This is a genomic window from Maribacter polysaccharolyticus (assembly GCF_028882255.1).
Lineage (GTDB): Bacteria > Bacteroidota > Bacteroidia > Flavobacteriales > Flavobacteriaceae > Maribacter_A > Maribacter_A polysaccharolyticus.
Genome location: NZ_JARBUY010000002.1, coordinates 283,395 through 309,524, shown reverse-complemented (window position 1 = coordinate 309,524; position 26,130 = coordinate 283,395). Strand labels below are relative to the sequence as shown.

The following is a 26,130-nucleotide window of genomic DNA, read 5'->3' as shown; positions in this document are numbered from 1 at the left end:
CCTATCCAAAATTTGTTAAAAATAAGGCTTTAAACGTCTCTATTTTGTAACAAAGGTTACTATGACATTTCCCGCTGATGCGCTATTTTCCGGTTTGTACCCTGAATGCTTTCCGGGTCATCGAAACATGCGACCGCTTCTTTGGTCCTTACAAAAAGGAACTCCTTACCCAAAACCTCGATAATACCACTGTTAAAGATGATGTCCCTTGTAGGTCCTATGGCCCCCGCAATATAAAATCGGATATTTCGATGGTGTAAGTCCTCAATAACGGAAATGAGCATATTCGCGGCCGTTGAATCTATATAATTGATCGGTTCCGCATTTAAGATAACACCTTTTAAGGAATTACCCTTTGCATTGACCTCTTTCATCAAATTTTTCTTAAAATAGTTCTTGTTCCCGAAAAACAATTGGGAATCAAAACGGACGATAAGTAGGTCATCACGTATTTCAATATCTTCACCAAACCGGTTGATATTCTTATAATATTCCGTGCCCCGAACCCTTCCCAATACGGCAAAATGGGGTTTTGATATACGATAAACCATCAATAAAAGGGAAAAAAGCACCCCGATGAGCACCCCCTCCTTGATTCCGATAAAAAGAGTGATCAAAAAAGTCAGCATCAATACCACATACTCATCCTTTCTATATTTCAACAGTGTTTTCGGATAATCAAAGTCTATCAATCCAAAAACAGAGACCATGATAATACTGGCCAAAGCGGCGTTGGGCAGATAATAGAACAACGGGGTCAAAAACAAAAGGGTCAACACGACCAATATCACGCTGAACAAGGCAAAACCATTGGTTTTACCTCCAGCACCACCGCTGATGGCCGATCGGGAAAAACTTGCCGTTACGGGATAGGCCTGAAAAAACGAACCCACGATGTTCGAAGTTCCCAAAGCTACAAGTTCCTGGTTGGCATCAATACGGTCTTCCTTACTTTTTTCTTCCAAGGATTTCCCGATGGATATCGTCTCGAGATAACCGACCAAAGCCAAAGTCAAGGCCATTGGCCATAACGCAATTCCCTTCTTGACATCGAAATCAGGTATTAGGAAACTGGGCAACCCTTTGGGAATCTCCCCTACGATCCGTACCCCGAATTGTTGCAATCCCAATACATAGACCGCCAGTACACCCAAAACAACAACAACCAATACCGAGGGGATATTTTTGTTCCATTTTTTCAATAGAACAATAACAAGTATTCCTAATATCCCGATCGTGAAATCGTACACATTGGTATGGCCAACCTGTTGAATGATGTTGTAGGTAAGCTCATGCATTTTACTGCTTCGTGCAATATCTACCCCGAGTAAGTGTTTTAACTGACTGAAAATAATGATACATGCCGCACCGGATGTAAAGCCACTGATAACGGGCCGTGACAAAAAATTGACCAAAAAGCCCATTCTTAACAACCCCAAAAACAGCTGGATAACCCCTACCATAAAAGCCAAAAAAATGGCCATGGCTATATAATTTTCAATTCCGGTTATGGCAAGTGCCCCCAAACCGGCGGCAACCAAAAGGGAATCCATGGCAACCGGGCCTACTGCCAACTGTCTTGAAGTTCCCATGAACATATATACCAGCAATGGAAAAACGGAGGCATATAATCCATAAACGGGAGGAAGCCCTGCCACCATGGCATACGCCATTCCCTGGGGTATAAGTATAACACCCACGGTCACTCCGGCCACCATATCGTTTAAAAGGTCGCCTTTTTTGTAATCGGAAACCCAATCCACAAAAGGAAAAAACTTTCGCATCGCCCAAATTTAATCAAATCACACAGGATTCCTGAAAATTATATCAACTTCAAAACCAAATAATGGCTTGATCGTTCATGTAACCTTGAAAACAGGCCTGTTTAGACCTACCAGGACTTATCCCATATGAATTGACAGCATTTCCAAAAATCAGCAAATAACGGGGCTTTTGCCAAAGCTTCAAGCTAGTGGCGCATTAAACCACGCCTTGCAACGATACCAGTTTTCTTATTTCGAAATCCAAAAACTGCAATTTCCCCCTACTATTCTCCAATTCTTCCAAAACTTGCCCTTTGGTTTCCTTAAAGACTTCCGTTGACGCATTGAACAGGGATTCGTAATAAGTGATACCCTCATTCAGATTTTTAACGAAAGTGGCAAAGTAGTTCTCTTGTTTTTTGTTGACGACCTCTTTGATTTCCCCGATCTTATCCTTTAAATGATCGATATAGAGAGAAAGTTCCTTTACGAACATATTCGGACGCTCGACATCGGAAATCACATTGTCCCTTCCATAAATATGGTCGGTAATTTGCTTGAGACTCATCAGTTTTGAAAAATAGGCCATATTTGGGCCCGGGCAAACAGAAACCCCTTTCCCTTCGACCCTTGTGTCCATATTGTTTTCCAAGAGTACCGAAGTTCCCAAACCAACACAGATACAGGATTTTTCGACGATCTTTTCGTACTGGTTCCGGTATTCCTCTTTGGGCAGGTCTTTTCCTTCCAATTCCTTTATTTTCAGGTGCTGGTACTGTCGCGAAGCCACACAGATATCCTTTTCGGTAAACTCATGGTTTAAAGAGACGTATTTTCGCGGACAAGAACTACCTGGTCTACCTTTGGCGATCAATGCCGCCTTTTCCACATCCTTGGTATTTCCCCTCAAGCTATTGAAAGGAACCCCCAAGGGCGAAATATTACTTAAATAAAGATCTTCTTCCTTGGCTCCCATCAATTTCTCCAGCGTCGCGGTATCTACCGTTGTGGCCTCGGGAACCAAAAGAAAAGGGGTCCCCCAACCCACTGAATCCAACTCATAGGTATCGATAAGGAATTGATGTTCCTCAGCGGTACCGACACCACCTTGAGCGGTAATCTTTAAAGACAATTCATTTTGGGGAACCGTCTTGTTCTTATTTTGAAGGGACTGCACCAGTACGGCATGGGTCGAAGCGATCAGTTCATCCCTTCTTTCCTTGAATTCCTGTAAAACGGGACCGAGTAAATACCCATCGGTAGCAAAGGCATGCCCACCGCAATTCAATCCGGATTCAATACGGTATTCGGATACCCAAAGTCCTTTTTTCGCCAAGAACTTCCCTTGGATCATGGCCGATCTGAAATCACTCACTTTCAGAACGATCTTCTTTTTCAATCCCCCGTTTTCATCAGGGTAAAAATCCTCGAAATTTTCGATGTACCCATATAATCTCGGGTTCATTCCTGCAGATAGGATCACGGAAGATTCAAGATCGCTTTCCGCAAAACCCCTTAAGGCCGCATGGGCATCGTTATATTCCGATGGGAGCTTCTCCCCTTTCCTATAATTTATCTTATCGACCTTGGTCATGATGTTCACATCAATGCTGCCCCGGGTCAAATGATCCTTGATCCAATTTCCTGCTTCATGGATGTTGAATTTTTCCGATAGGTGCTTGAACTCTTTTTTTATGGCACTACCATCGGGCAACATGCTCACATACTGTTTCAACCCATGACCTTTGTTGATCGTGGTATCTTTGAGTTCCTCGAATTTGCGTTCGGTCAACGTGTTCATCAGGTTAAGATAAGACGTTATCCTTTTGGCCCTAAAATCCTCTATTTTATCCGTAATTTCCTTATAAGGCATTTCATGCAGCTCACAATACATTTTCCTAAGTTTCTCAAGAAGTATATCGTCTACTAGGGAAATAACCGAGTCTATCCCATATTGAGCCACTTTCAAGGGGCTGTCTATGGTAAATCCAATACCCATTACGGGAATATGGAAAGAATGTGCTTTCTTCATAAATTCATTCGTTGTTAAGTTGAACGGGGGGCAAAACCCGCTTATGGCATCTGAAAAATTGCCAAAAAGAAGCAAATTTATCCCCTGCCGAGGTCAAAAAACATGATAATTGTCATGTTATCCCAACCTGTTCACAACTTTTTCGAAACACACACTATTTTCGACACCGGCATATTGCCCGTAATTGGGAATGATCTTATAGTGGTTCTTGAGGTATAATCGAATTGCTTCCGGTTGCTTTTTACCGGTTTCGAGAATACATTTCCCATAGGACAATTCCACAGCCCACTTTTCCAGTTCATTCAATATCCTTGTTGCAAATCCTTTACCTCTATAGGCCTGCAAAACAAACATTCGTTTAACCTCAACGAGGTTTGGTGCCATTTCCTTTAGCGCCCCACACCCGCAGGCCTTTTCATCTTGATACAGCACCACGGCATATTTTATGGTGTCTATTTTATTGAATTGATCATAAAATTCATGTTCATCCCCATCACGGATCACTAATTCGGCATCGAGCGATCTGACCAAATCCCTGAAATCGGGGTTTTCCGAATCCGTCCTTTCCAATCGTACCATTCTTGATCTATTCCTTTAATTTTCCTCGAAACAAGCTTACTTTTTCATTAAAGGGATTACCTGCAGCCCGACGTATGATGGCTATTTGGCCTGCATGCCAGACCGCATCCTCAATAGGCCCGTTTATCTGGTACCAAAACGGAAACTCGGTAACACCTTTTTCCCTTTGGTAAATGATCTTATGTTCCGACAAATCCTCGGAAAACCTGAATAGGTCACTGGCCGTTTTCAAGTTGACCAAGGTTGTTGCCCTCAATTCGTCTTTCGAAGGTTTTTCATTTTCCGACCTTAGGTCGTTGGATGCCTTTTTCGCAGAATTCAAGATCAGCACCGACAAATCATATACATGCTCCATGGTCTCGAAAATACTCCTTCCCGTTTCATTTGTCCTAAAGGCGAAGTTTTCGTCGGACAACCCTTCCGTTGCCCAATAATATCGAAACCCCAAACCATCGATCATTCTGGATATGACAGCCCCTGCCGAATAAGCATCGGGAGCATCGGGAATCGCAGCGTAAGGGACTTCGTTTTTCATGGTTTCTTGGGCGTTTAGGGTATGGAACATACATATGGCCAACACCCCAATATACGATTTCAAAAATTCCATTTTATACATCCGGTTGTAAAATCACCTTGAAAACACTATTTTCCGCATTCAAGTCAAGAAAACCCTTATGCAGGTTTTTTTGTTCCACGGCATAGGGATAAAAGGTTATGGGTTCTATACAAACCATGTTATCGACCTCGGTCCAAAGCATGAAATTACCGAACCCCTTTGTGGTAATCGTTATGGTTTCTTTATCTTTTAAGGTAATCGATTCACAGTTGGGTATTTGCATGGCCCTACTCCCCACTTTGATTATTTCGGGAACGGTCACCTTACTTCCATTGGCTTGGATCAAGGCATTTTCATCCTGTAATTTAAAGGCAGGATGGTACCCCAACATAAAGGGCATACCTGGCTCACCTTCAATTTCAAAAACAATATACAAACCGTCTTTTTTGAGCTCAAAGGACTTTTTGAACCTAAACCCATAGGGCCAGGATAATAGGGCCGCAGTGGATTTATCAGGGAACTTCGAATTTTCCACCTTTGTATTCGCTATATATTCCTTCACGAGAACCACGGAGTCCCCAGTAGTCTCGGTCACGGTATAATCGAGTTCCCTAAGTAGCCCATGTTGGTCTTGGACGGCATCACCTTTTGGGGTTTTCACCACAAATCCGGCATCGGCCGTCGGACCGATAATCGGGAACATCTCGGTATCGGCATTACGCCATCCGGGACTCCCTTTTTGATGAATGAATTCATGTTCATTGACGCTGTAACTTACCAATTCGCCAGCGTCTATTTTTGCCTTTTGGCCATTAAATTCCAATTCTACCATGGTTCTACTGATTAATGAGTCTATAAATAAGTACCGCTGTTCTTTTGGTCAATGCTTCGATCGTATTCAGGTTTACCGTCTCCTCAGGGGTATGGGCACCTGTACCCATGGTTCCCAAACCATCCAAACAATCTACATACGCCGCAACGAATGAGGTGTCGGCAGCACCCCGTTTTCCGGGATCGTAGGCGATGACCTCTCCTTGCTTAAGATCCAAACTTACTTGGTTCAATTGTTTCAGTAACGCTTTGTTCCCTTCGGTCGGGCCCATGGCCGGATAGCTATCCTCAAAGGTAATCCCTGCAGCGGTATGGGGCAGGTTATCGGCAACGATCTCGCGCATTTTATTCCGTGCATTTTCCTTTTGCTCCTCGGAAATAAAACGCAAACCTCCTTTTACCAAAGCCGTTTGGGCAACTACATTACTCTTACCAAAAGCATTCCCTTTTCCGGTCTTCACATCATAGTCGATAAACGTGCCCCCTAAAATAACCCCGGGATTGAAGGTCAGGAATTCTTCCCCCCGCACTTCATTGTAAAATCGGTTGAGAATCCTTGACATCTCAAAAATCGCACCTGCACCGACCTCATCATTGAAAATTCCGGAAGAATGCGAGCGCTTGCCTTTTACTTCAACCTCCCAACCCGATGAACCCCGCCGGGCCACGGTAGCATAATTGAACCCCGTTGATGTTTCGAAACCCAGGGCGATATCACTCCTTTTGGCGGCATCGACCAAGTCTTTCCTACTGATATCCAAAGGTTTTCCACTACTTTCCTCATCCCCGGTAAATGCCACGATTATCTGTGCATTATCCAACAGACCGTTTTCATGTAAGGCACGTAACGCATACAGGATGATGACATCGCCTCCCTTCATATCATTACCTCCGGGTGCATGGGCTATACTATCATTGACCATTTCAAAAGTCTGGAACGGACTATCTTCTTCAAAGACGGTATCCAGGTGACCGATCAACAATAACCTTTTGCCTTTGCTCCCCTTTGTTTCGGCAAACAAATGACCGGCCCGATTCATTTCTGAAGGCATGTCAAACCAAGTGGTTTCAAAATCAATGGCCTCGAAAGCTTCGCCAAATACCTTACCTACTTCTTTGACCCCTTGCAAATTAAGGGTACCACTATTGATGTTCACGGTTTTTTCCAAAAAGGAAATAGCATCCGCATTGTTCCTTTCAACGGTTTTCACTAATTTCCTTTCGACCCTCGAAAGTTGCTGTGCCGAGGCTTGATGACAAAAAAACAATATGAGAACAAGGGTTTTGAGTAATCGTTTATCCATAATCCATCTAAATTTCAGTGTATGTAAAAATCAATATAATACTATTCGAATTTTATCGCCTTGACAGGGGTTATCCGTGTGATGATATACGAAGGCACCAACAACATCAACAAACAAAGCACCAATACCCCAAGGTTTAAAAGCACGACCGTTAGTACATCAATATGTACCGGTATATATTCCATATAATACTCTTGTGGATTGGGAAACTTCAGAATACGGTACTTGCCCTGGATCCAAATAAATCCCAATCCCAAAACATTCCCCCAAAAAAGGCCAATGGCGATCAAGTAAGCGGCATTGTATAGGAATATCTTGCGTATACTCCAATTCACCGTCCCCAAAGCTTTTAAAATTCCGATCATTTGGGTTCGTTCCAAGATCAGTACCAAAAGGGCGGTGATCATATTAAATCCACCGACGATGATCATGATCCCGATGATCAATGCGATATTAAAATCGAACAACCCGATCCATTCAAAAATCTTATAATATTTGTCGGTGATGGTCTGTGAATCCAAAGTCGATAAAATCTGCCCATAAATCTCCCTGTTCTTTTCTTCCAAACCATCAAAACCATTGAGAAAGACCTCAAAGTTGCCCACTTGGTTTTCATCCCATTTATTCATGCGTTGAATATGGCGGATATCCACAAAAACGTAGGTCCCATCAATCTCCTCAAAGCCACTGTCATAAATACCCACTATCGTAAATCGCCTTTGGTTCGGCTTTAAAGGGTCTTCTTCTTTGGGAAAATACGCTGAAAACGTATCACCTACCGTCAATTTCAACCTATTGGCCATTAAACGCGACAGCAAGACCTCCGTATTCAGGTCTGTGGAATAATCCGGCAAATGCCCTGCCACCAAGTATTCTTTAAAATTGCCCCAATTGTAATCGGTACCGACCCCTTTGGCAATAAATCCCTCGAACGTATCCTCAGTGCGTATTATGCCCCCTTTGGTAGCCACGGCCTGAACATGTTCTACCCCTGTGACCGAAGTGAAGTTGGGATAAAAATCCTGCTCTTTCGAAACGGGGACCACCGAAACATCGGAGGTATTGTTATCATAATTATAAATTTGGATGTGCCCGTAAAAGGCAGTGACTTTCTCGCGTATTTTGTACTTTAGTCCGACCCCTGTGGCAATAGCGATAAGCATCATAAAAACACTAATGGAAATAGCGGTGATCGCTATTTTTATTATTGGTGCAGATATGCTAATTTTATGCTCCTTGCCCTTGATGAGTCGTTTGGCGATAAAATATTCTAAATTCAAATTATGGCATTTTTGTCCAGTTTCAAAAGTACAGTTTTCTTATGGTTTTTAATTATGTCTGCCTGTGGAAACAGTGAAAAACAGCCTAAAAATAGCCTAGAACCAAGAATCGGCCAAACCCAAGTGATCGAAAACAAACCAATAATCGTAGGGGCGAACAGCACCCAGGAATATATTGGACTTTTGAAAGGAAAGAAAATCGGGGTGGTAGCGAACCTCACCAGTGTCATATTCAAGGAAAACGGGCATACCCATCTGGTCGATTCCTTATTGAGCCTTGATATCGACATCAAAAAAGTATTTGCACCGGAACACGGATTCCGTGGACAGGCCGATGCCGGGGAAAAGGTTAAGGATGGCCTTGATGCCAAAACGGGTTTACCCCTGATTTCACTGTACGGAAAAAACCGCAAACCTTCGGCAGAACTCCTAGAAGACCTAGACCTTGTCCTTTTTGACATCCAGGATGTCGGGGTACGTTTTTATACCTACATCGCTACACTTCAATTGGTCATGGAAGCCTGTGCCGAAAGCAATATCCCAGTGGTGGTCTTGGATCGGCCCAATCCGAATGCCCATTATGTAGACGGACCCACCATGGAAAAGGAACATACCGGTTTTCTGGGCATGACCACGATCCCCTTGGTCTATGGGATGACCATTGGGGAATATGCCACGATGATCAACGATGAAGGCTGGCTTACAGATAAGGTGAAGGTAAATTTGACGGTCATACCCTTAAAGCACTATACCCATGATTCGGAATACAGCTTACCCATACGACCTTCCCCCAACCTCCCTAATGATACGGCCATCAATCTTTATCCAAGTTTAGGATTGTTCGAAGGAACCAATATCAATGCCGGACGGGGAACAGAGTTTCAGTTTCAACGGTATGGCGCTTCTTTCATGGACAGCACCCAATACGATTTCAACTACCTGCCAAAACCGAATTTCGGATCAAAAAATCCAAAAGAAAATGGAAAAATCTGTTATGGCAAGGACCTTTCAGAAACCTCCCCCATGAACGAAGTCTCCTTAAAATGGCTTATCGATGCCTATAAAAACACCCCGGACAAATCCAAATTTTTCAATACATCAGGCTTTACAAAACATGCGGGAACGGCACTTTTACAACAACAAATAGAAAATGGACTGTCGGAAGGGGAAATAAAAGCGACCTGGCAATCCGATTTGGAGTCGTTCAAGGCGGTTCGGGCAAAATACCTGATCTACGATTAAAGCAAACCCCTTAAGGCAACCTTTTTTTCATTTCCTCTACGATATTGAATGCAGCAGGACAAATGGCTATGTTCTTTAGGGTAAGATGGCTTATTTGTTGGAATTTTTTGCGGTCGGTATGCGGAAACTCCCGACACGCCTTGGGCCGAACATCGTATATGGCACAAAGGTTGTCCTCACCCAAAAACGTACAGGGCAATTCCTGCAACACATAGTCATTATCCTCATCAACACGTAAAAATGCCTCAATGAATTTTTGGGGCTTCATTCGAAAGTACTTTGAAATACGCTCAATGTCATTATTGGTAAATAGCGGCCCTGTGGTCTTACAGCAATTGGCACAGGTCAAACAATCCGTTCGTTCAAATTCGGCCTCATGCAATTCTTGCATTACATAGTCCAGATCCTTAGGTGGTTTCTTTCTTAGTTTGGCAAAGAATTTCTTGTTTTCCTTCTGTTTTTCAGCGGCTTTTTTAGGGAGCTGTTTTAAGACCTTATCCATTCTTTAAAAAGCTTAAAAAGGTTACAGCCCCCTGATCGAAGTGATTTTCGGAGACCTTTGATTTATTTTCTTCCAAGTACGTTGACCCCTGTTTGTCCATATCGATTTTAGGCCGGCGTCCTTCCATTCCGATCCATGGCTGGCCATAGGTATACGACAAGCACTGCTTGTTGCCCAAATGCCCCGAAATGGGCTCGGCATCTTTTAAGGAACCGGAACCCTGTGCGCTAAAGACCATTGCAACAAGCCAACAAATAGGGTGAAATTGAAAAATGCTTCATGTTCGGTTTTTTAAAACGGAGGAAAAGCCCCAATTTTGCCTGCAAAGTACGAATTCTATGGAAACCGATGTTTTCGGCAAGGCTTTATTGGATTATCTAAACGACGATTATAGCGAAGATATCCTCACCTATTCTTCTTTGGACGAGGACGATGTTATCCCCGTACCCTACCTATTCAGAACTTACGAAGACATGCCCGGTATTGAGCAAAAGGCGTTGGATCTGTGCAACGGCCATGTCCTGGACATTGGGTGTGGATCGGGAAGCCATAGTCTTTACCTACAAAAAAAAGGAATCCGGGTCACGGCACTGGACCATTCGGCCGGAGCCATGGAATGCTGCCAACTACGGGAAATCGAAAACACCCTATGTACGCCGATCTTGGAGCATAAAGGAATGAAATACGACACCCTGCTCTTATTGATGAACGGTATCGGAATTGTCGGGAAATTAGGGCAATTAAAAACCTATTTGGAACATTTTAAATCACTGATGAACCCTCAGGCGCAAATATTGTTGGATTCCTCGGATATCATTTATATGTTTGATGATGAAAACAAGGATGAAGATCCAGATGACCTTCAGGATTGGGAATTGGATTCAGGGGATTATTATGGAGAGGTAGATTTCACCATGCAGTACAAAGGGATGCAAAGCAAGCCATTCCCATGGTTATATATAGACTTTACGACCCTGAAAAATGTGGCCCATGAATGTCATTTAGAATGCGAATTGGTTACCGAGGGGGAACATTTTGACTATTTGGCCAGATTAACGCACCTCTAATACCAATTTATCAGTTTAAACGTTATCCTTTTTAAACCCGACTATGAAAAATCGATATTGGGCCGTACTATTTCTATTTTTGGTTCTTGTAAATAGTTGCTCTAAAGAATCAAGTGACCAAAGCGATCAGAGCAGAATCGACAATTCGGCAAATTACCAAGCCTCCGGCTCTTCTGCCAACGATATTCTATCGAACAATACGTTCGACAAACTACAGATTCAAATCGCATATGTTACCGGCTACAAACCAACAACCACGGCCATGACCGACTTTGTTGCGTTCTTGGAGCAATACTCCTATAAAGAGGATATTGAGTTGGTTTATACCGAATTGCCTTCGCCAGAAGAAGAAACCTTATCATTGGAGGAAATCGACGCATTGGAAAAGGAGAACAGAACCGTATATAACGATGGGACCACCTTGGGTATTTACATTTATTTTGCCGATGCCCCTTCTGAAGATGACAACGAAGAGGAGGATTTGGTGACCTTAGGTGCCGTGTATTGGAATACATCGATGGTCATCTATGAGGAGACGGTACAGACCCTGGCCAATAAAAGCTACTATATTGGCATCGACGATGTGGAAACCGCAACCCTAAACCATGAGTTCGGTCATTTGATGGGGCTCGTGGATATAGGCTCCGAACCCGTGCACGATCATGAGGACACCACGACCGATGACGATGGCAATGAAATCGGCAACAACCACTGCAATGTGGAAGGATGCCTTATGCGTGCGGAATTGCAATTCGGTGCCAGCATGGGAAAATTTTTGGAAAACAGGGCCTCAAAAGGATTGGTCACCATCCCCGAACTCGGGGAGGAATGTCTATTGGACCTCCAGGCGAATGGGGGTCGGTAATCGGTTCTGTACACTGCGGAAACATCGCAGATCGGCGTCTACCACACCCGGTTCACTGACAACTGATTACTGATCACTGGTTACTGATCACTGGTTACTGACCACTGATTACTGGTTACTGACCACTGATTACTGATTACTGAAAAAGGAATTACGGAATATTCAAATATTTATGGGTCTGTAAAGACACCTTCCATTTTGGATGTTTCATCACAAAATCCACGATCAAAGGCATCATTTTATCCCGAACGCTCCATTCCGGTTGCAGGTACAATATACAATCCCCATTCACCTTCGCTGCTTGCTCTTCGGCAAAGATAAAATCGTGTTTGTTGAACACAATGACCTTTAATTCATGGGCCTTATCATAAATGACCCCGGTAGGCAATTTGTTTTTTTTGGGAGACAGGCAGATCCAGTCCCATGTACCACTTAGCGGATAGGCACCGGATGTCTCGATGTGGGTTTTTACCTTCTTGTCTTTTAAAGCTTTGGTCAATGGACCCATATCCCAAGTCAAAGGTTCCCCTCCGGTCACGACAATCGTATCGGAATGTAACACGGCATTTTCAACAATACTGGCAATATCGGTGGGCGGATGTGTTTCGGCATTCCAACTTTCCTTCACATCGCACCAATGGCAACCTACATCGCAACCTCCGACACGAATAAAATAAGCGGCCGTTCCTTTATGGAAGCCTTCGCCCTGTATCGTATAAAACTCTTCCATTAACGGAAGCATCAACCCCTTGTTGACCAATTCTAAAACCTCATCTTTCATCATTTGGCAAAGATAGTACTTACCAATCGTTTTATTGTTGCCTAAAAATGCCCTATTTTTATCAAAAATTAGACCTTATGAGTACCAAAGACGAATTCTTTGCACATATCGAAAAAGGATACGCCACCAAAGGGGATTCAATTATCATGGGAGCAGCGATGCTCAATGGTGAAGCGGTTTCCAATGCCCTTGTCAAAGTACCCCTTAAAACCCTCAACCGCCATGGTTTGATTGCAGGGGCGACAGGGACGGGAAAAACGAAAACGCTCCAGGTACTTGCAGAAAATTTATCGGATAAGGGAATACCCGTTTTATTGATGGATTTGAAAGGCGACCTGAGTGGTCTCGCCCAACCGAGTCCCGGGCATCCCAAAATAGATGAGCGCCATGCCAAAATAGGTATCCCCTTTGACGCGAAAAGTTTTCCCGTGGAAATACTTTCGCTCTCCGAACAGGATGGCGTCAAATTACGGGCTACGGTTTCAGAATTCGGACCTACCCTATTGTCCAGGATATTGGATTTATCGGAAACCCAGGAAGGTATCGTTGCCGTGGTATTCAAATACTGCGACGACAACAAATTGCCCCTATTGGATTTAAAGGATTTTAAAAAAGTACTTCAATACGCCACAGGGGCCGGCAAGAAGGAATTCACCAAAGATTACGGTCGAATTTCAACAAGTTCAACCGGTGCCATATTACGAAAGATCATTGAACTTGAACAACAAGGTGCCGATCTGTTTTTTGGCGAAAAATCTTTTGATGTCGACGACTTGACCCGTATCGATGAAAAAGGCAGGGGGTATATCAATATTCTGCGATTAACGGATATCCAAGATCGCCCTAAACTGTTTTCCACTTTCATGTTGAGCCTTCTGGCAGAGATCTATGCCACCTTCCCCGAACAAGGCGATAGTGACAAACCGGAACTGATCCTCTTCATTGATGAGGCCCATTTGATCTTTAAAGAGGCTTCAAAGGCTTTGATGGACCAAATTGAAAGCATCGTTAAATTGATTCGATCTAAAGGCATTGGCCTCTATTTCGTGACACAAAACCCAACGGATGTACCCAATGAGGTATTGGCACAATTGGGGTTAAAAGTACAGCATGCCTTACGGGCGTTTACCGCGAGAGACCGAAAAGCCATCAAATTGACTGCGGAAAATTATCCTATTTCAGCATACTACGACACCAAGGAGGTCTTGACATCGCTCGGTATCGGAGAGGCTTTGATTTCGGCATTGGACGAAAAAGGGCGACCCACCCCATTGGCCGCAACATTGCTACGGGCCCCGATGAGCCGTATGGATATATTGACCCAGAAAGAATTGGATCAGGTAATCGAAAACTCGGGTCTGGTAAAAAAATACAATGAAACGATCGATAGGGAGAGTGCCTACGAACTATTGAACGAAAAAATAGAAAAGGCCGAAAAAGAAGCCGAAAAAGAGCGGGAAGCACCTAAAAGTAGGAGAACCAGCACCCGAAGCAGTACAAGGCAAAATCCATTAGTAAAAGTATTGACCAGTGCCACCTTTATCAGGGGCGTTTTAGGAGTGTTAAAAAAAGTAATGCGTTAATAGTAACATGAAGAATTTTTTTATTGTTTTTGGCATTTGTGCCATGGTTTTCTGCGTACAGTGCAAAAAAGAAAAGGACACCTCATTCCTTATCACCAACGACAGTGTGGGTAAATTGGAAAAAATAAGTTTGGTCCGGGATTTGGACCTCATTTTCTACCAAGATTCGATTGTAAGGGACACCATGAAATTAGCTTCGGGCCTAGGCGCCAGAAGCATAAAAATATATGAAAAGGGCGGCAAACACTTACTGACGATCACCCCCAGTTCCGATAGCATCCCCAAAGTACAGAATATCCGTATAAACGACCCTCGATTCTTAACGGAAAAAGGTATCGGTCTTAATAGTACTTTTAAGGATATCATTGAAAATTACGAGATTCAAAAAATAGTGACCTCGATAAACAACATCGTCATATTCGTTAAGGACAGTGACATTTATTTCACCATAGACAAAAGTCAGCTGCCCGAAAGCCTAAGGTATGTATCAAACGGAGGCATTGATGCGGTACAAGTTCCCGACGGTGCCAAAATAAAATATTTGATGGTCGGGTGGGAATAATCGCTATAAACCCCTTCCTATTTTGCCGTTAACGGAAACATCAACCCCCCAAAGAAACAATGCGCAAATATCTAAACACATATCTTCCCCTTTTTTATGGGGCATATTTCAATTCCCTTTCCTTGGTATCCAAGAAAAAAGCCGCGGAAAAAGCCTTTATGCTTTTTTGCACGCCCCGAAAAGGCAGCGTACGCTCAGAACAACAAGGATTTTTGAATGAAGCGAAAGGCATCAGGGTAAAAACAAATGGTTTGGAACTACAAACCTATCATTGGAAAGGCAGCAAGGAAACCGTACTGCTTATCCACGGATGGGAAAGCAATGTTTATCGTTGGAGGAACTTGGTGGGCTATTTGAAAAAAGAAGACTATAACATCATAGCTTTTGACGCCCCCGCCCAAGGATATTCCACGGGGGAAATTTTGAATGTTCCCTTATATACCGAATGCACCCAAGCTGTTGTCGACCAGTTCAAACCTAAGTTCGTTATCGGACATTCAATGGGCGGAATGACCACATTGTACCACCAGGAAAAATATCCCAACGAAGCCATTGAGAAGATCATTACCATAGGGGCCCCTTCGGATTTGACGGATGTAATGCTCCATTACCAAAGACTGTTGCGTTTCAATGATAAAGTCCTTAAGGGGTTGGATGATTACCTAAGGGAAAACTACGGATTTGGGATCAAAGAATTCTCAACTTCGAAATTTAAAGGCCATTTATCCAAGAAGGGGCTGGTCATACATGACAGGGAAGACCCCATAGCACCTTTTATCGCTTCGGAAAAAGTACATGCCAAATGGAAAAACAGTGAATTTTATATCACACAAGGCCTAGGGCATTCGATGCATCAGGATCAGGTGAACATTCATATAATGGATTTTCTAAATTCATAGGAAAACGGTAATTTTAATTCGGCAAGAGCTTTTTTGACATCAGGCAGTTCCTAACGGATCGACACCCTATTCAATACACCCAAAAAGGCCATCCATCGGACAACAACTTTTATATATGCAACAAATAACTCCTTTCCACATTGCCATTCCGGTTCATAATTTAGCGGAATGCCGTAAGTTTTATCGGGAAACCTTGAACTGCGAAGAAGGCCGTAGTAGTGACCATTGGGTAGATTTCAATTTATTCGGACATCAATTGGTGATCCATTACAAACCAAAACCCGCCTCACCGACAGGCAAAACGGATGAAGGGCTACATACGAACCCTGTGGACGGTAAAGACGTTCCCGTACCCCATTATGGCGTGGTCTTACCTTGGGACGTTTTTGAAACCTTTTCGGACGATTTGAAATCAAAGGGCGTGAATTTCATCATTGAACCCTATATTCGCTTTAAAGGTTTGGTGGGGGAGCAAGCTACGATGTTCTTTTTAGACCCGGCCGGGAATGCCTTGGAGTTCAAGGCTTTTAAGGACATGGGGCAGCTATTTGCCAAATAACCACCGGGTACAACGTTAAACAATCGGATTCGGTGATTTGACCGAAAAAATCGGGCCTGGAACAATCATCCCTTTTTATTCCTGTACTTTTCGCGGAACCAAATAAACACCCCATACAAAAGTCCAAAAACGACCCCCTCCAGGATTTCCCTTACGACAGTGGCCTGTGAGTATTCTTTTTCCAATATCAGGGAAATAACGACGTACAATAGGATTGCCGCAACTACCTGTACCAATAATTTTTTCTTGTTCATGCTATAATATTAAAATGAATGGACCCCCGTGACACAAATTGCAACACCCCTGACAACAAAAGCCCTTTAAAGCGTTTAATGGCGACCAACGCCAAAAAGCGAATGATTGCCTGCTAATTTACCCAATGACCAATCCACGTTTCCTGACCCAGAAAAAAGCGAACACGATATTCGGCACCCAACACAACCAGGACACTATTCGATAGGCTACAATATGGTCATCGAACAAAATATGTAAAATGGGCAACCAAATGCGTAGGGTAACAGCGGCAAAGGTGGCTGCATAACTATAAATCATAAATCCTTTATGCAAAGATAAATCCTTATTACGTACGGCAAGGTACCCTCTTAAGGTGTAAAAAAGCCAAATAAGTGCCAAACTGGCAAAACCTATGGTACTCACTATCCCCCCTGTCGCAAAGAATGCTATATAACCTCCACACACCGCACTGATCAAAACGGAAATAACATATAGCTTGCCGATACCCTTATGCAATTTTATATAGGTATTCCTTATCTTTTCACTGAATTGCACCCATCCTATGAGCAAGGCCACACCCCCAAAAACAATATGCCCATAAAACCCTATGTTCCAGAACGCATTGTCCAACAATTGCTCTCCTTTGGAGGGTAAAATACCGAACTCCCTACCTACAACAAAATACAGCAAAGGGTACAACCCGATACTCACGGCCGAAACCCCGAGAACAATCCATGCCACGATATTCGTTGTATTTTTCATAAGCTATTGATACCGCCAACTTTTTAAATCGGCCCCTTTGGGTGCACTTTCAGCAATTCGTTTCATGATTTTTGGAACATACATGGTATTATATCGCATACGACTTATGGCATTGGGCTGATCGGGGTCACCGTTCCAACAGTGTTCCGCCCTATCCCCATAGGCCACTTCACCTCCATAATAGGGCTCTGTTGTACTTTCGAGAAAATCTTCCATAAGATACACGGCATTATTAAGATAGTAATTATCCATGTCACCACAATAAATATGGATCTTTCCTTTCAGATCGTCGCCCAATTTATCCCAATCCCGCTCCAATATATACCTGAGATCATAGTTCTCTTTCCAATATTCGGCCACTTTATGATCGATATCCCCGGTCATTTTATCCCAAATCCGAACAGGATACCCATCATCCCCTTGGGGTGAATAGGTAGCCTCCCAAATGTCCCATTGCTGTCCCGATCTGGATTTATCGCCCAGGACCAATTCCAAATGATTCCCTTGACGCTGTGTGGATGTGATTTGCCCTAAATAGTCCCTATGTGAAGGTACTTCCAACTTCTTATGTTCACTGTCGTAGTAATACGCATTGTCATCTTCATAGATATTCGTTAGGCAATAGGCCCTAAAATCGATGGGATCTGGGCAAGCGGCAAAACAACCATTATATTCATTGGGATATTTAACCTGTACCGCCAGGGCTTCCCACCCCCCTGTAGAGCCCCCATATAAAAATCGGGACCAACCTTCCCCGATGCCACGGAATTGTTTTTCGATTTCGGGAATCAGCTCATAGGTAATGGCATCGCCATAAGGACCCTGACTGGCAGAATTCACTGCGTACGAATCATCATAATAAGGGGTTGGGTGCTGTATTTGGATAATCAAGAAACGAGGAAAATCAGGTTCATTCCATCGCTTGTAAAAATCGTAGGATTCCTGTGCTTGGACAATATTATAGCCCTCCATATCAAAACGCCCGGAATATTCCGGTTTCATGTTCGGATCCGGGGGGCTCGTGCTAAATCCCCCAAAATCGGACGGAAAATGACCATGGAAGACCATTAGGGGGTATTGGGCCTCAGGATGCTCATTAAAGCCTTTGGGCAGCAATACATGGGCGCCCAAATACATGTCCCTACCCCAGAATTCCGATAACTTTTCAGATTTTACCTTAATATGTTTTATCCACTCCGTATCCACGGGTTCTTCAATTGGCGGAATAATTTCATCCATGACCACATTTACATCTTTGACACCCGCTTCCGTAACCGTGATCTTAAAAGGTTTACTATACAAATTACCCGGAGATCTGTTCCATTTTTGTCCTTCACCATTATCCATCGGTAACTTAACCGTATGGCCTGTCGATAAATCAAAGGTCTCATAGACATGGAGCAAGGCCTGTACTTGATATTCCCCTGGAGGTACATTGGCCAAACTCGCATAAGGATACCCGAATACGGCATCGTCGAAGACGACGTTCTCCCCGGCGGTCATCCCAGCTACATTCATTCCAAAGATCAATTGGGTATCGAGTCCGTCATTGATCTGAAAACGGGGTTCTTTTTCATTGTTACTCGAAAGCATCAGTAATAATCGGCCATCCAATTTATCGGTGTTTACGGTTTCTGCGAAGGATACCGAAATTTGGCTCGTACTTTTTGAACCCGGTCCACATCCCGTTAGGCAAAGGAGCAAGATAAAGGGGAAGAACATTGATTTTTTCATAATTCAGGTTGATTTTCAACAAAAGGTACTGATTTACCCCCAACCAATCAACCCTTCTTTCAAAAGGAGGTAACAAATCCTAGATTTTTACGTTATCGAATGGCATAACCTCGGTAATCACCCCTACTAATAGTACTGGATATGAAAAAAATATTGATTGTAGTGATGGTGTTGACAGGCATCATCGGAATGGGCAGTTGTGAATATGATGACAGCAACGATCTGGATCTGCTTACGCCCGTCGACAGCACGGCCGCAATAGCTGTAAAACCCCAACCGGTAAATTAAAAAACCCCAATCTTTTCAATTGGGGTTTTCCGTAAAATTTTCCGTTAGGATGTTACCAAATTTTTACCCTGTTCTCCGGTGCCAAATATAAAGAATCCGATTCCTGTACATTAAAGGCCGAATAAAAATCCGGAACATTGCGAACAATCCCATTTACCCTGAACATAGATGGGGAATGTGGATTTGTGTTTACCTGCACCCTTAATGCTTCGTCCCTGGCCATTTTACGCCATACTTGTGCATAGCCCAAAAATACCCGTTGTTCTCCGGTAAAGCCATCCATTTCGGGGGCTTCCTTTCCATTCAAGGACATTTTATAAGCCTTTAGACCGATACTTAAACCGCCCAAATCCCCGATATTCTCCCCTAGGGTAAATTCGCCATTTACATATAACCCCGGCAAGACCTCATAGCCATTGTACTGTTGCACCAAGGCATCTGTCCGTTTTTTAAACTCTTCTTTATCGGCATCGGTCCACCAATTTCGCATCGCACCGTCCCCATCAAAAGTACTTCCCTTATCATCGAATCCGTGACCGATCTCATGTCCGATAACGGCTCCGATAGCGCCATAATTTACGGCATCATCGGCATCCATGTTAAAAAACGGTGGTTGTAAAATAGCTGCCGGAAAAACAATCTCATTCATGGTGGGTTTGTAATAAGCGTTCACGGTTTGGGGGGTTATCGCCCATTCTGTCTTATCGATGGGCTGTCCTAATTTGGCCAAGTTCCTTTTAAATTCCATGAGATCGGAACGTCTTAGGTTTCCGAAGAGATCATCCGCTTTGATTTCCAGATCATATTCCTTCCATTTGTCCGGATAACCGATTTTAGGTGTGAACTTACTTAACTTTTCCAAGGCTTCTTTTTTGGTATCCTCACCCATCCAATCCAAATCCTTGATACTCACTTCATACGCTTTCAACAAATTGTCGACCAATACCTCCATACGTTCTTTGGCCTCTGGCGGAAAATGCTTTTTTACGTAGACCTTACCTACAACTTCCCCAAGGGTACGGTTAACTACCGTAACACCCCTTCTCCATAGTGGACGTTGTTCTTTTGTCCCCCTTAGTTCTTTGCTGAAAAAGGACCAATTTTGATCACTCATTGCTTCATTCAAACGGGATGCATTGGCATCTATAACTCCCCATTTCAAGTATGTTTTCCAGGTGTCGAGGTCCGTGGAGGCAATAATACCATCCAGGGTTTTTGAATAATCGAGCATTAGTGTCCCGAGTTTTTTCTGATCTTTTAATCCGGCCTCACTAAGGTAATTATCCCAGTTGAATCTTGGCATTATATTCGACAAGGTATCTACGGGTAACATATTATACAAGCTGACCAAGTCCCTTGTTTTCTCTTTTGGCAAATGTTCTTTTGCGATTTTTGTTTCCAAGGCCATGACAACACCTGCGGCATCCTTGCCATGTTCAAGTCCGGCCAAACCATACATCTTCTCAATATGCCCAACATATTTTTCGCGTATTTCCTCAGTCCTCGCATCATCTTTCAAATAATATTCACGGTCTGGTAAACCCAAGCCTGATTGCCTTGTATAAACCGCATATTGCGTAGGGTCCTTGAAATCTTGATAAACAAACAACCCTAACGGAACAGTATAGCGGTACTTGTTGGCGTACGCAAAGTAAGTGGCCAAATCATCGTAGTTCTTTATGGCATCGATTTTATCGAACTCGGCTTTCAAAGGTGCTACGCCCACTTTGTTACGCATCTCCAAATTCATATAGGAGGCATACAAATCCCCTACCTTTTGCTCATCGGAACCTACTTCAAAATCCCCTTCGGCCGATTCTTCGATAATGGCTTTTACATTTTCTTCGGATTGATCGTTTAAAATATTGAAAGCCCCGTAAGTAGACTTGTCCGCAGGTATTTCCGCGGTTTTTAGCCAACCTCCATTCACGTAGGAATTGAAATCATCGCCGGGTTTGATCGTTGTATCCATAAACTCCTTATAAACCCCAGAAATGAGTGCTTTTTGTTCAGTTTTTTGTTCAGTTTCGCCTTTACATCCTATACCCAGTACAATGACCAAGGCTGATGCATATTTGAGCAAACTCATTCTCTTCATACTATTCTTATTTGTTTTAATTTGATATTTAGTAGTTCAAAGTAGTCATTTGTTTCCTGTATTACTTTAAAAATTCGTCCAAAAAAAAGCCTCAAATCAATGAGGCTTTTTTTTATTACTTTCTACTTCTATGTCTTTCGCGCGCCAATAAGGTGTTTTTCAACAACATGGCTATGGTCATTGGACCAACCCCACCAGGTACAGGAGTGATATAGGAGGCCTTTTTGCTGACATTCTCAAAATCTACATCCCCAGTGATGTAATATCCTTTTTCCTTGGTATCATCGGGCACTCGCGTGATCCCTACATCGATAATGACCACATCATCCTTGACCATTTCGGCCTTTAAGAATTTGGGTACGCCCAAGGCGGAGATAATGATATCGGCTTGGGAAGTGATTTGGGTTATGTTCTTTGTTCTACTGTGGGTTAGGGTCACGGTTGAATTTCCGGGAAATCCTTTACGCCCCATTAAGATACTCATAGGACGGCCCACAATATGGCTTCTTCCGATCACAACGGTATGCTTACCTTGGGTCTCTACCCCATAACGCTCAATCAATTCCAAAATCCCGAACGGTGTCGCAGGAATGAAGGTACTCATATCCAACGCCATTTTACCAAAATTAGTGGGGTGGAAACCATCGACGTCCTTATCGGGATCCACGGCCATGATTACCTTTTGGGTATCTATTTGGTCCGGTAAGGGCAACTGCACGATAAATCCGTCTATGTCATCATTCTTGTTCAGCTCTTCGATCTTCTTTAACAATTCGATTTCCGAGGTGGTACTCGGCATTTGAACCAATGTAGATTCAAAGCCTACCCGTTTGCACGAACGCACTTTACTGCCGACATAAGTAAGGCTAGCCCCATCATTACCAACGATTATGGCCGCCAAATGAGGGACTTTCTCCCCATTTTCCCTCATTTTTGCCACCTCGGCGGCAATTTCCTCTTTTATCTGATTTGATATTTTTTTTCCGTCTAGAATTTCCATATTATATTATGTTGGCAGAGGCAGTTTGCAGTATTGATTAGACTCCAAACTTACCGGTATTGTTCATCATGTACACCAAAGGTTTACCCATTTCCCGGACTTCACTTTTTCACTTATCGCTTTGTTCATTTGAAATCCCTTGGTCCAAATCCACTATCGGTAAACCGTCATTGTTTATCGTTAATTATTAATTGTTTATTGTCTATTGTTAAGGTCGCATTCCTTTCATTCCACCCATCATTTGCATCATCTTCTTACCGCCGCCACCTTGCATCATTTTCATCATTTTGCTCATTTGGTCGAATTGCTTCAACAATTGATTGACCTCTTGGATGGATCGACCACTACCTTTGGCAATTCGTTTTTTCCTGCTCGAATTCAGTTTTGAGGGAGTGGACCGTTCTTCGGGCGTCATCGAATGAATGATCGCTTCAATATGTTTAAAGGCGTCATCATCGATATCCAACCCTTTTAAAGCCTTTCCGGCTCCGGGGATCATTCCCATAAGGTCTTTGATGTTCCCCATTTTTTTGATCTGTTGGATCTGATTGAGGAAATCGTCAAAACCGAATTTATTCTTGGCGATCTTTTTCTGGATTTTCCTGGCCTCCTCCTCATCAAACTGTTCTTGGGCCCTTTCAACCAAGGATATCACATCGCCCATTCCCAAAATACGATCGGCCATACGTGAAGGATGGAAAACATCGATTGCTTCCATCTTTTCCCCGGTACCGATGAACTTAATGGGTTTGTCGACCACTGATTTAATCGAAATGGCGGCACCCCCACGGGTATCACCATCCAATTTGGTAAGGATCACCCCATCAAAATTAAGTACATCGTTAAAGGCCTTCGCCGTATTCACCGCATCTTGACCTGTCATGGCATCTACCACGAACAAAGTTTCCTGGGGTTGTATGGCATTGTGGATGTTCGATATCTCGGTCATCATCTTCTCATCAACCGCCAAACGACCTGCGGTATCTATGATGACCACATTATAACCATTGGCCTTGGCATGGGCAATACCAGCTTGGGCAATGGCCACCGGATCGTTGTTGTCACGGTCCGAAAATACCTCTACCCCAATTTGGTCGCCCACGACATGCAACTGATCAATGGCCGCAGGACGATAAACATCGCATGCAACCAACAAAGGTTTCTTGGTTTTCTTCGTCTTTAGATAGTTGGCCAACTTACCCGAAAAGGTAGTTTTACCCGAACCTTGAAGACCCGACATTAAAATGACCGAAGGCGCACCTGAAAGGTTGATGCCTTCCGTCTCACCCCCCATAAGTTGGGTAAGCTCATCCTTAACGATCTTGACCATTAACTGGCCCGGTTGCAAAGTGGTCAGTACATTCTCGCCCAAGGCTTTCTCTTTGACCCTATTGGTAAATTCCTTGGCAATCTTAAAATTGACATCGGCATCCAATAAAGCCCGCCGGACTTCCTTGGTGGTCTCTGCTACATTAATTTCCGTAATCTGCCCGTGTCCTTTAAGAACGTGCAGGGCCTTATCTAACTTTTCGCTTAAATTATCAAACATATGCTTTCCTTATTAGCGGAGGATTGCAAAGTAAAGAAATATAGCGTGCTTAGGCAAGGGAGTGTTAATAACAATAGTCGATTATTCAGGATTTTACAATTTATAGCCTACCTGACTTCCTGGAAATTAGAAATAAGAAAGCACCCCTTATTAGGTGGGTGCTTTCAAAAAAATTTGGGGCAAAAAAGTTTATACTTCCACAAAGGTCATATTAGCGGAATCCCGAACCTGCCATCTTCTACATTTTGGTACTGTTCCGAGGACAACCCTTTAGGTTATTTCTTTTCAAAAACCAGATGTTCATACCCATCGTACTCATTCTCATGCTTCAATTCTATACGATTTTCCACAACCTCAACGATGAGATAATCATTGCCTAATGGATAGAAATTACTTTCCGAACCAAAACGGATGATCATTTCCAAGTAGCCTTCACTATTTCGATACACATACCAGTTGCCGGTACTGATCGCAAGTAAATCCTGGTCCATTACCGTAATGGTACCATCGGTATTGAATTCATAGGTGAAATCGCTATAGGCATCGGTCAATGGATCTTCATTTTGGGAGAACAAGGCCAGCTCCCATTGCGTATCGCTGAATAGGTCCCTGATCCAAGTTACGTCCCCATCATTTTCATCGTCATCACAGTTTCTTTCAAGTACCAACTCATAATCGGTACCGGTAATCTCGAACTCCAATCTTTCGTCATCAAGAGAGGATAACGGCCATACAAAACTTACACTTTGTTCTTCACCCATGGTAATCTCCATGACCAATCTACCTTGTGCATTGGTCGAAACTTCCCAAGTCCCATCAGAAACCACATCGCCATTGCTGAGGGTTACAACACCTTCTGCCATAAAGTTGAATTCATAGCCCAACAACCTTTTTACATCCACACCGTCGTTGTATATTTCCTTGATGATCCAACTGCATTCCTTTAAAGCCTCCCGCAACGTTGTGGGGTCATCATCGACTAAATCGCAAGCCTTACTCAACATAATCGTATTGCCGTCGCTAACATGTAAATTCACCAATCCTTCCCCTTGTTCATATATGAACCATTCCATATTAAAGACCTCAAGCGATTCAAATTCCAAATCGAGAAGTAATGCGAAATCGGTTTCCCTGGTGCTCCAAGCCCCACCATAGACATTACCTTCACCATCTGTTGCAGATACCGACCCATCTTCTTCGAAATTCAAGACATAATCCAAATATAGTTCGGTCTGGTCCTGATCATTCCTTTTTACTTGTTTGACCAACCAAGGACATCCCGCCAAATAATCGACCAACTCATCTTGCGTAAAATCATCATCGTTATAATCATCATCATCATCTTCATCACAAAGATCCTTGGCATTTTCGATGGCATTGGCCAATTCGGCATTTGATTCCACTACAACGGTAGTATCATCATATAGTTCCAAAGTCACCGGGAAATCTATACTTATCAGGTCATTTTCATCCAAACCTGCGAAGAAAAGCCTAAACTCCATGTCGCTTTCCACGGTCACATTTCCGGTAGCCTCATTATTAAGGTCAAAAGTGTAGAGGGTAATCGGATACACAAAATCTATACATTCTATATCATCGTCTTCCCCACCTTCCACACATTCTTCCACCATTTCCTCAAAACCATCGATTCCGTCTATCGTCAGCTCCGAATAATCGGACAATGTGATCGTAATGGGAAAAATAATATCCAAAAGCTCCTCATTGTTGTCGACAGCATCAAGAAGTTCTTCTATACTTTCCAAATCTTCGATGTCATTGATGGTCAATGATACGCCGTTAACCTTCACCGTATAAGGAAAGTTAATACTAAAACAGCTCGCCGCATCCACGATATTATCAAAAGAACCATCATTGGCGGTAGTATTCTCTATCAACTTCGCAGTGGTCGAAGTGGAGGATATCGATTCGGTCTGTCCATCTTCATCAGGTAACGATTCAAATTCATCTTGGCACGAAGTGAAACTTAGTCCCATTACCAACAGGCTTACGTAAAAAATGTAATTGAAAAAATTTTTCATATCGGTTTGGCATTTTTGTTT

25 protein-coding genes are annotated in these 26,130 nt (G+C 43.1%); 8 read left to right on the top strand and 17 right to left on the bottom strand.

Annotated features, from left to right (window positions below; genetic code table 11):
• Positions 1-59: 59 nt before the first annotated feature.
• The 7 genes from PHU20_RS07290 to PHU20_RS07260 all read right to left on the bottom strand — a co-directional run bounded on the left by PHU20_RS07290 (position 60) and on the right by PHU20_RS07260 (position 8,345).
• Positions 60-1,784: a SulP family inorganic anion transporter gene (locus tag PHU20_RS07290; protein WP_274824695.1), complete on the bottom strand. Its 1,725-nt coding sequence runs from the start codon at positions 1,782-1,784 to the stop codon at positions 60-62.
• 196 nt (positions 1,785-1,980) lie between these two features.
• Positions 1,981-3,795: a hypothetical protein gene (locus PHU20_RS07285; protein ID WP_274824694.1), complete on the bottom strand. Its 1,815-nt coding sequence runs from the start codon at positions 3,793-3,795 to the stop codon at positions 1,981-1,983.
• A 117-nt stretch (positions 3,796-3,912) separates the two neighbouring features.
• Positions 3,913-4,374 carry a GNAT family N-acetyltransferase gene (locus PHU20_RS07280; RefSeq protein ID WP_274824693.1) on the bottom strand — a complete coding sequence of 154 codons (462 nt, stop codon included), beginning with the start codon at positions 4,372-4,374 and terminating at the stop codon, positions 3,913-3,915.
• A gap of 7 nt (positions 4,375-4,381) precedes the next feature.
• Entirely contained in the window at positions 4,382-4,981 is a 600-nt protein-coding gene (locus PHU20_RS07275; protein WP_274824692.1) for a DinB family protein, read from the bottom strand.
• 1 nt (position 4,982) lies between these two features.
• Positions 4,983-5,762, bottom strand: coding sequence for an aldose 1-epimerase (locus tag PHU20_RS07270; protein ID WP_274824691.1), 780 nt, complete (start codon positions 5,760-5,762; stop codon positions 4,983-4,985).
• Between the two features lie 4 nt (positions 5,763-5,766).
• A complete protein-coding gene (locus PHU20_RS07265; protein WP_274824690.1) occupies positions 5,767-7,065 on the bottom strand; it encodes a M20/M25/M40 family metallo-hydrolase in 1,299 nt (432 codons plus the stop codon).
• Positions 7,066-7,106: 41 nt separating this feature from the next.
• Complete coding sequence (locus PHU20_RS07260; protein WP_274824689.1) at positions 7,107-8,345, bottom strand: ABC transporter permease; 1,239 nt, start codon at positions 8,343-8,345, stop codon at positions 7,107-7,109.
• Positions 8,346-8,348: 3 nt separating this feature from the next.
• Here PHU20_RS07260 and PHU20_RS07255 point away from each other — a divergent pair, with 3 nt between their 5' ends.
• Positions 8,349-9,587 (top strand): exo-beta-N-acetylmuramidase NamZ family protein, encoded by a 1,239-nt coding sequence (locus PHU20_RS07255; protein ID WP_274824688.1) that lies wholly within the window; start codon positions 8,349-8,351, stop codon positions 9,585-9,587.
• Between the two features lie 10 nt (positions 9,588-9,597).
• Here the strand turns inward: PHU20_RS07255 and PHU20_RS07250 are convergent, their stop codons facing one another.
• Positions 9,598-10,089 (bottom strand): YkgJ family cysteine cluster protein, encoded by a 492-nt coding sequence (locus PHU20_RS07250; protein ID WP_274824687.1) that lies wholly within the window; start codon positions 10,087-10,089, stop codon positions 9,598-9,600.
• A complete protein-coding gene (locus PHU20_RS07245) occupies positions 10,082-10,327 on the bottom strand; it encodes a hypothetical protein (protein WP_274824686.1) in 246 nt (81 codons plus the stop codon). Before PHU20_RS07245 ends, PHU20_RS07250 begins: the two co-directional genes overlap by 8 nt.
• A gap of 100 nt (positions 10,328-10,427) precedes the next feature.
• Between PHU20_RS07245 and PHU20_RS07240 the strand changes: the two genes are divergently transcribed.
• Both PHU20_RS07240 and PHU20_RS07235 read left to right on the top strand, forming a co-directional pair.
• The gene (locus PHU20_RS07240; RefSeq protein WP_274824685.1) at positions 10,428-11,156 is read left to right on the top strand and encodes a class I SAM-dependent methyltransferase; all 729 of its coding nucleotides are present in this window, start codon (positions 10,428-10,430) and stop codon (positions 11,154-11,156) included.
• Positions 11,157-11,199: 43 nt separating this feature from the next.
• The gene (locus PHU20_RS07235) at positions 11,200-12,021 is read left to right on the top strand and encodes a hypothetical protein (protein WP_274824684.1); all 822 of its coding nucleotides are present in this window, start codon (positions 11,200-11,202) and stop codon (positions 12,019-12,021) included.
• Positions 12,022-12,172: 151 nt separating this feature from the next.
• Here PHU20_RS07235 and PHU20_RS07230 read toward each other — a convergent pair whose 3' ends face one another.
• A complete protein-coding gene (locus PHU20_RS07230; RefSeq protein WP_274824683.1) occupies positions 12,173-12,805 on the bottom strand; it encodes a 7-carboxy-7-deazaguanine synthase QueE in 633 nt (210 codons plus the stop codon).
• A 74-nt stretch (positions 12,806-12,879) separates the two neighbouring features.
• Between PHU20_RS07230 and PHU20_RS07225 the strand changes: the two genes are divergently transcribed.
• The 4 genes from PHU20_RS07225 (at position 12,880) to PHU20_RS07210 (ending at position 16,405) form a co-directional block, all read left to right on the top strand.
• Positions 12,880-14,385: a helicase HerA-like domain-containing protein gene (locus PHU20_RS07225; protein ID WP_274824682.1), complete on the top strand. Its 1,506-nt coding sequence runs from the start codon at positions 12,880-12,882 to the stop codon at positions 14,383-14,385.
• A 7-nt stretch (positions 14,386-14,392) separates the two neighbouring features.
• Positions 14,393-14,947 carry a hypothetical protein gene (locus tag PHU20_RS07220; protein ID WP_274824681.1) on the top strand — a complete coding sequence of 185 codons (555 nt, stop codon included), beginning with the start codon at positions 14,393-14,395 and terminating at the stop codon, positions 14,945-14,947.
• Positions 14,948-15,006: 59 nt separating this feature from the next.
• Positions 15,007-15,846, top strand: a complete 840-nt coding sequence (locus PHU20_RS07215; protein ID WP_274824680.1) for an alpha/beta fold hydrolase — start codon at positions 15,007-15,009, stop codon at positions 15,844-15,846.
• A gap of 115 nt (positions 15,847-15,961) precedes the next feature.
• Entirely contained in the window at positions 15,962-16,405 is a 444-nt protein-coding gene (locus PHU20_RS07210; RefSeq protein ID WP_274824679.1) for a VOC family protein, read from the top strand.
• Positions 16,406-16,470: 65 nt separating this feature from the next.
• On the opposite strand, the gene PHU20_RS07205 is transcribed toward PHU20_RS07210, so the two are convergent.
• The 3 genes from PHU20_RS07205 to PHU20_RS07195 all read right to left on the bottom strand — a co-directional run bounded on the left by PHU20_RS07205 (position 16,471) and on the right by PHU20_RS07195 (position 19,135).
• Complete coding sequence (locus PHU20_RS07205) at positions 16,471-16,659, bottom strand: hypothetical protein (protein WP_274824678.1); 189 nt, start codon at positions 16,657-16,659, stop codon at positions 16,471-16,473.
• Between the two features lie 118 nt (positions 16,660-16,777).
• Entirely contained in the window at positions 16,778-17,401 is a 624-nt protein-coding gene (locus PHU20_RS07200; RefSeq protein WP_274824677.1) for a DUF2306 domain-containing protein, read from the bottom strand.
• 3 nt (positions 17,402-17,404) lie between these two features.
• Positions 17,405-19,135, bottom strand: a complete 1,731-nt coding sequence (locus tag PHU20_RS07195) for an alpha/beta hydrolase (RefSeq protein ID WP_274824676.1) — start codon at positions 19,133-19,135, stop codon at positions 17,405-17,407.
• 141 nt (positions 19,136-19,276) lie between these two features.
• Here PHU20_RS07195 and PHU20_RS07190 point away from each other — a divergent pair, with 141 nt between their 5' ends.
• A complete protein-coding gene (locus tag PHU20_RS07190) occupies positions 19,277-19,423 on the top strand; it encodes a hypothetical protein (protein WP_274824675.1) in 147 nt (48 codons plus the stop codon).
• A 52-nt stretch (positions 19,424-19,475) separates the two neighbouring features.
• Here PHU20_RS07190 and PHU20_RS07185 read toward each other — a convergent pair whose 3' ends face one another.
• The 4 genes from PHU20_RS07185 to PHU20_RS07170 form a co-directional block, all read right to left on the bottom strand.
• A complete protein-coding gene (locus PHU20_RS07185) occupies positions 19,476-21,521 on the bottom strand; it encodes a M13 family metallopeptidase (RefSeq protein ID WP_274824674.1) in 2,046 nt (681 codons plus the stop codon).
• A 115-nt stretch (positions 21,522-21,636) separates the two neighbouring features.
• Complete coding sequence (locus PHU20_RS07180) at positions 21,637-22,521, bottom strand: bifunctional 5,10-methylenetetrahydrofolate dehydrogenase/5,10-methenyltetrahydrofolate cyclohydrolase (protein ID WP_274824673.1); 885 nt, start codon at positions 22,519-22,521, stop codon at positions 21,637-21,639.
• Between the two features lie 208 nt (positions 22,522-22,729).
• Positions 22,730-24,070, bottom strand: a complete 1,341-nt coding sequence (gene ffh, locus PHU20_RS07175; RefSeq protein WP_274824672.1) for a signal recognition particle protein — start codon at positions 24,068-24,070, stop codon at positions 22,730-22,732.
• Between the two features lie 275 nt (positions 24,071-24,345).
• Positions 24,346-26,109, bottom strand: a complete 1,764-nt coding sequence (locus PHU20_RS07170; RefSeq protein ID WP_274824671.1) for a hypothetical protein — start codon at positions 26,107-26,109, stop codon at positions 24,346-24,348.
• Between the last annotated feature and the right edge of the window lie 21 nt (positions 26,110-26,130).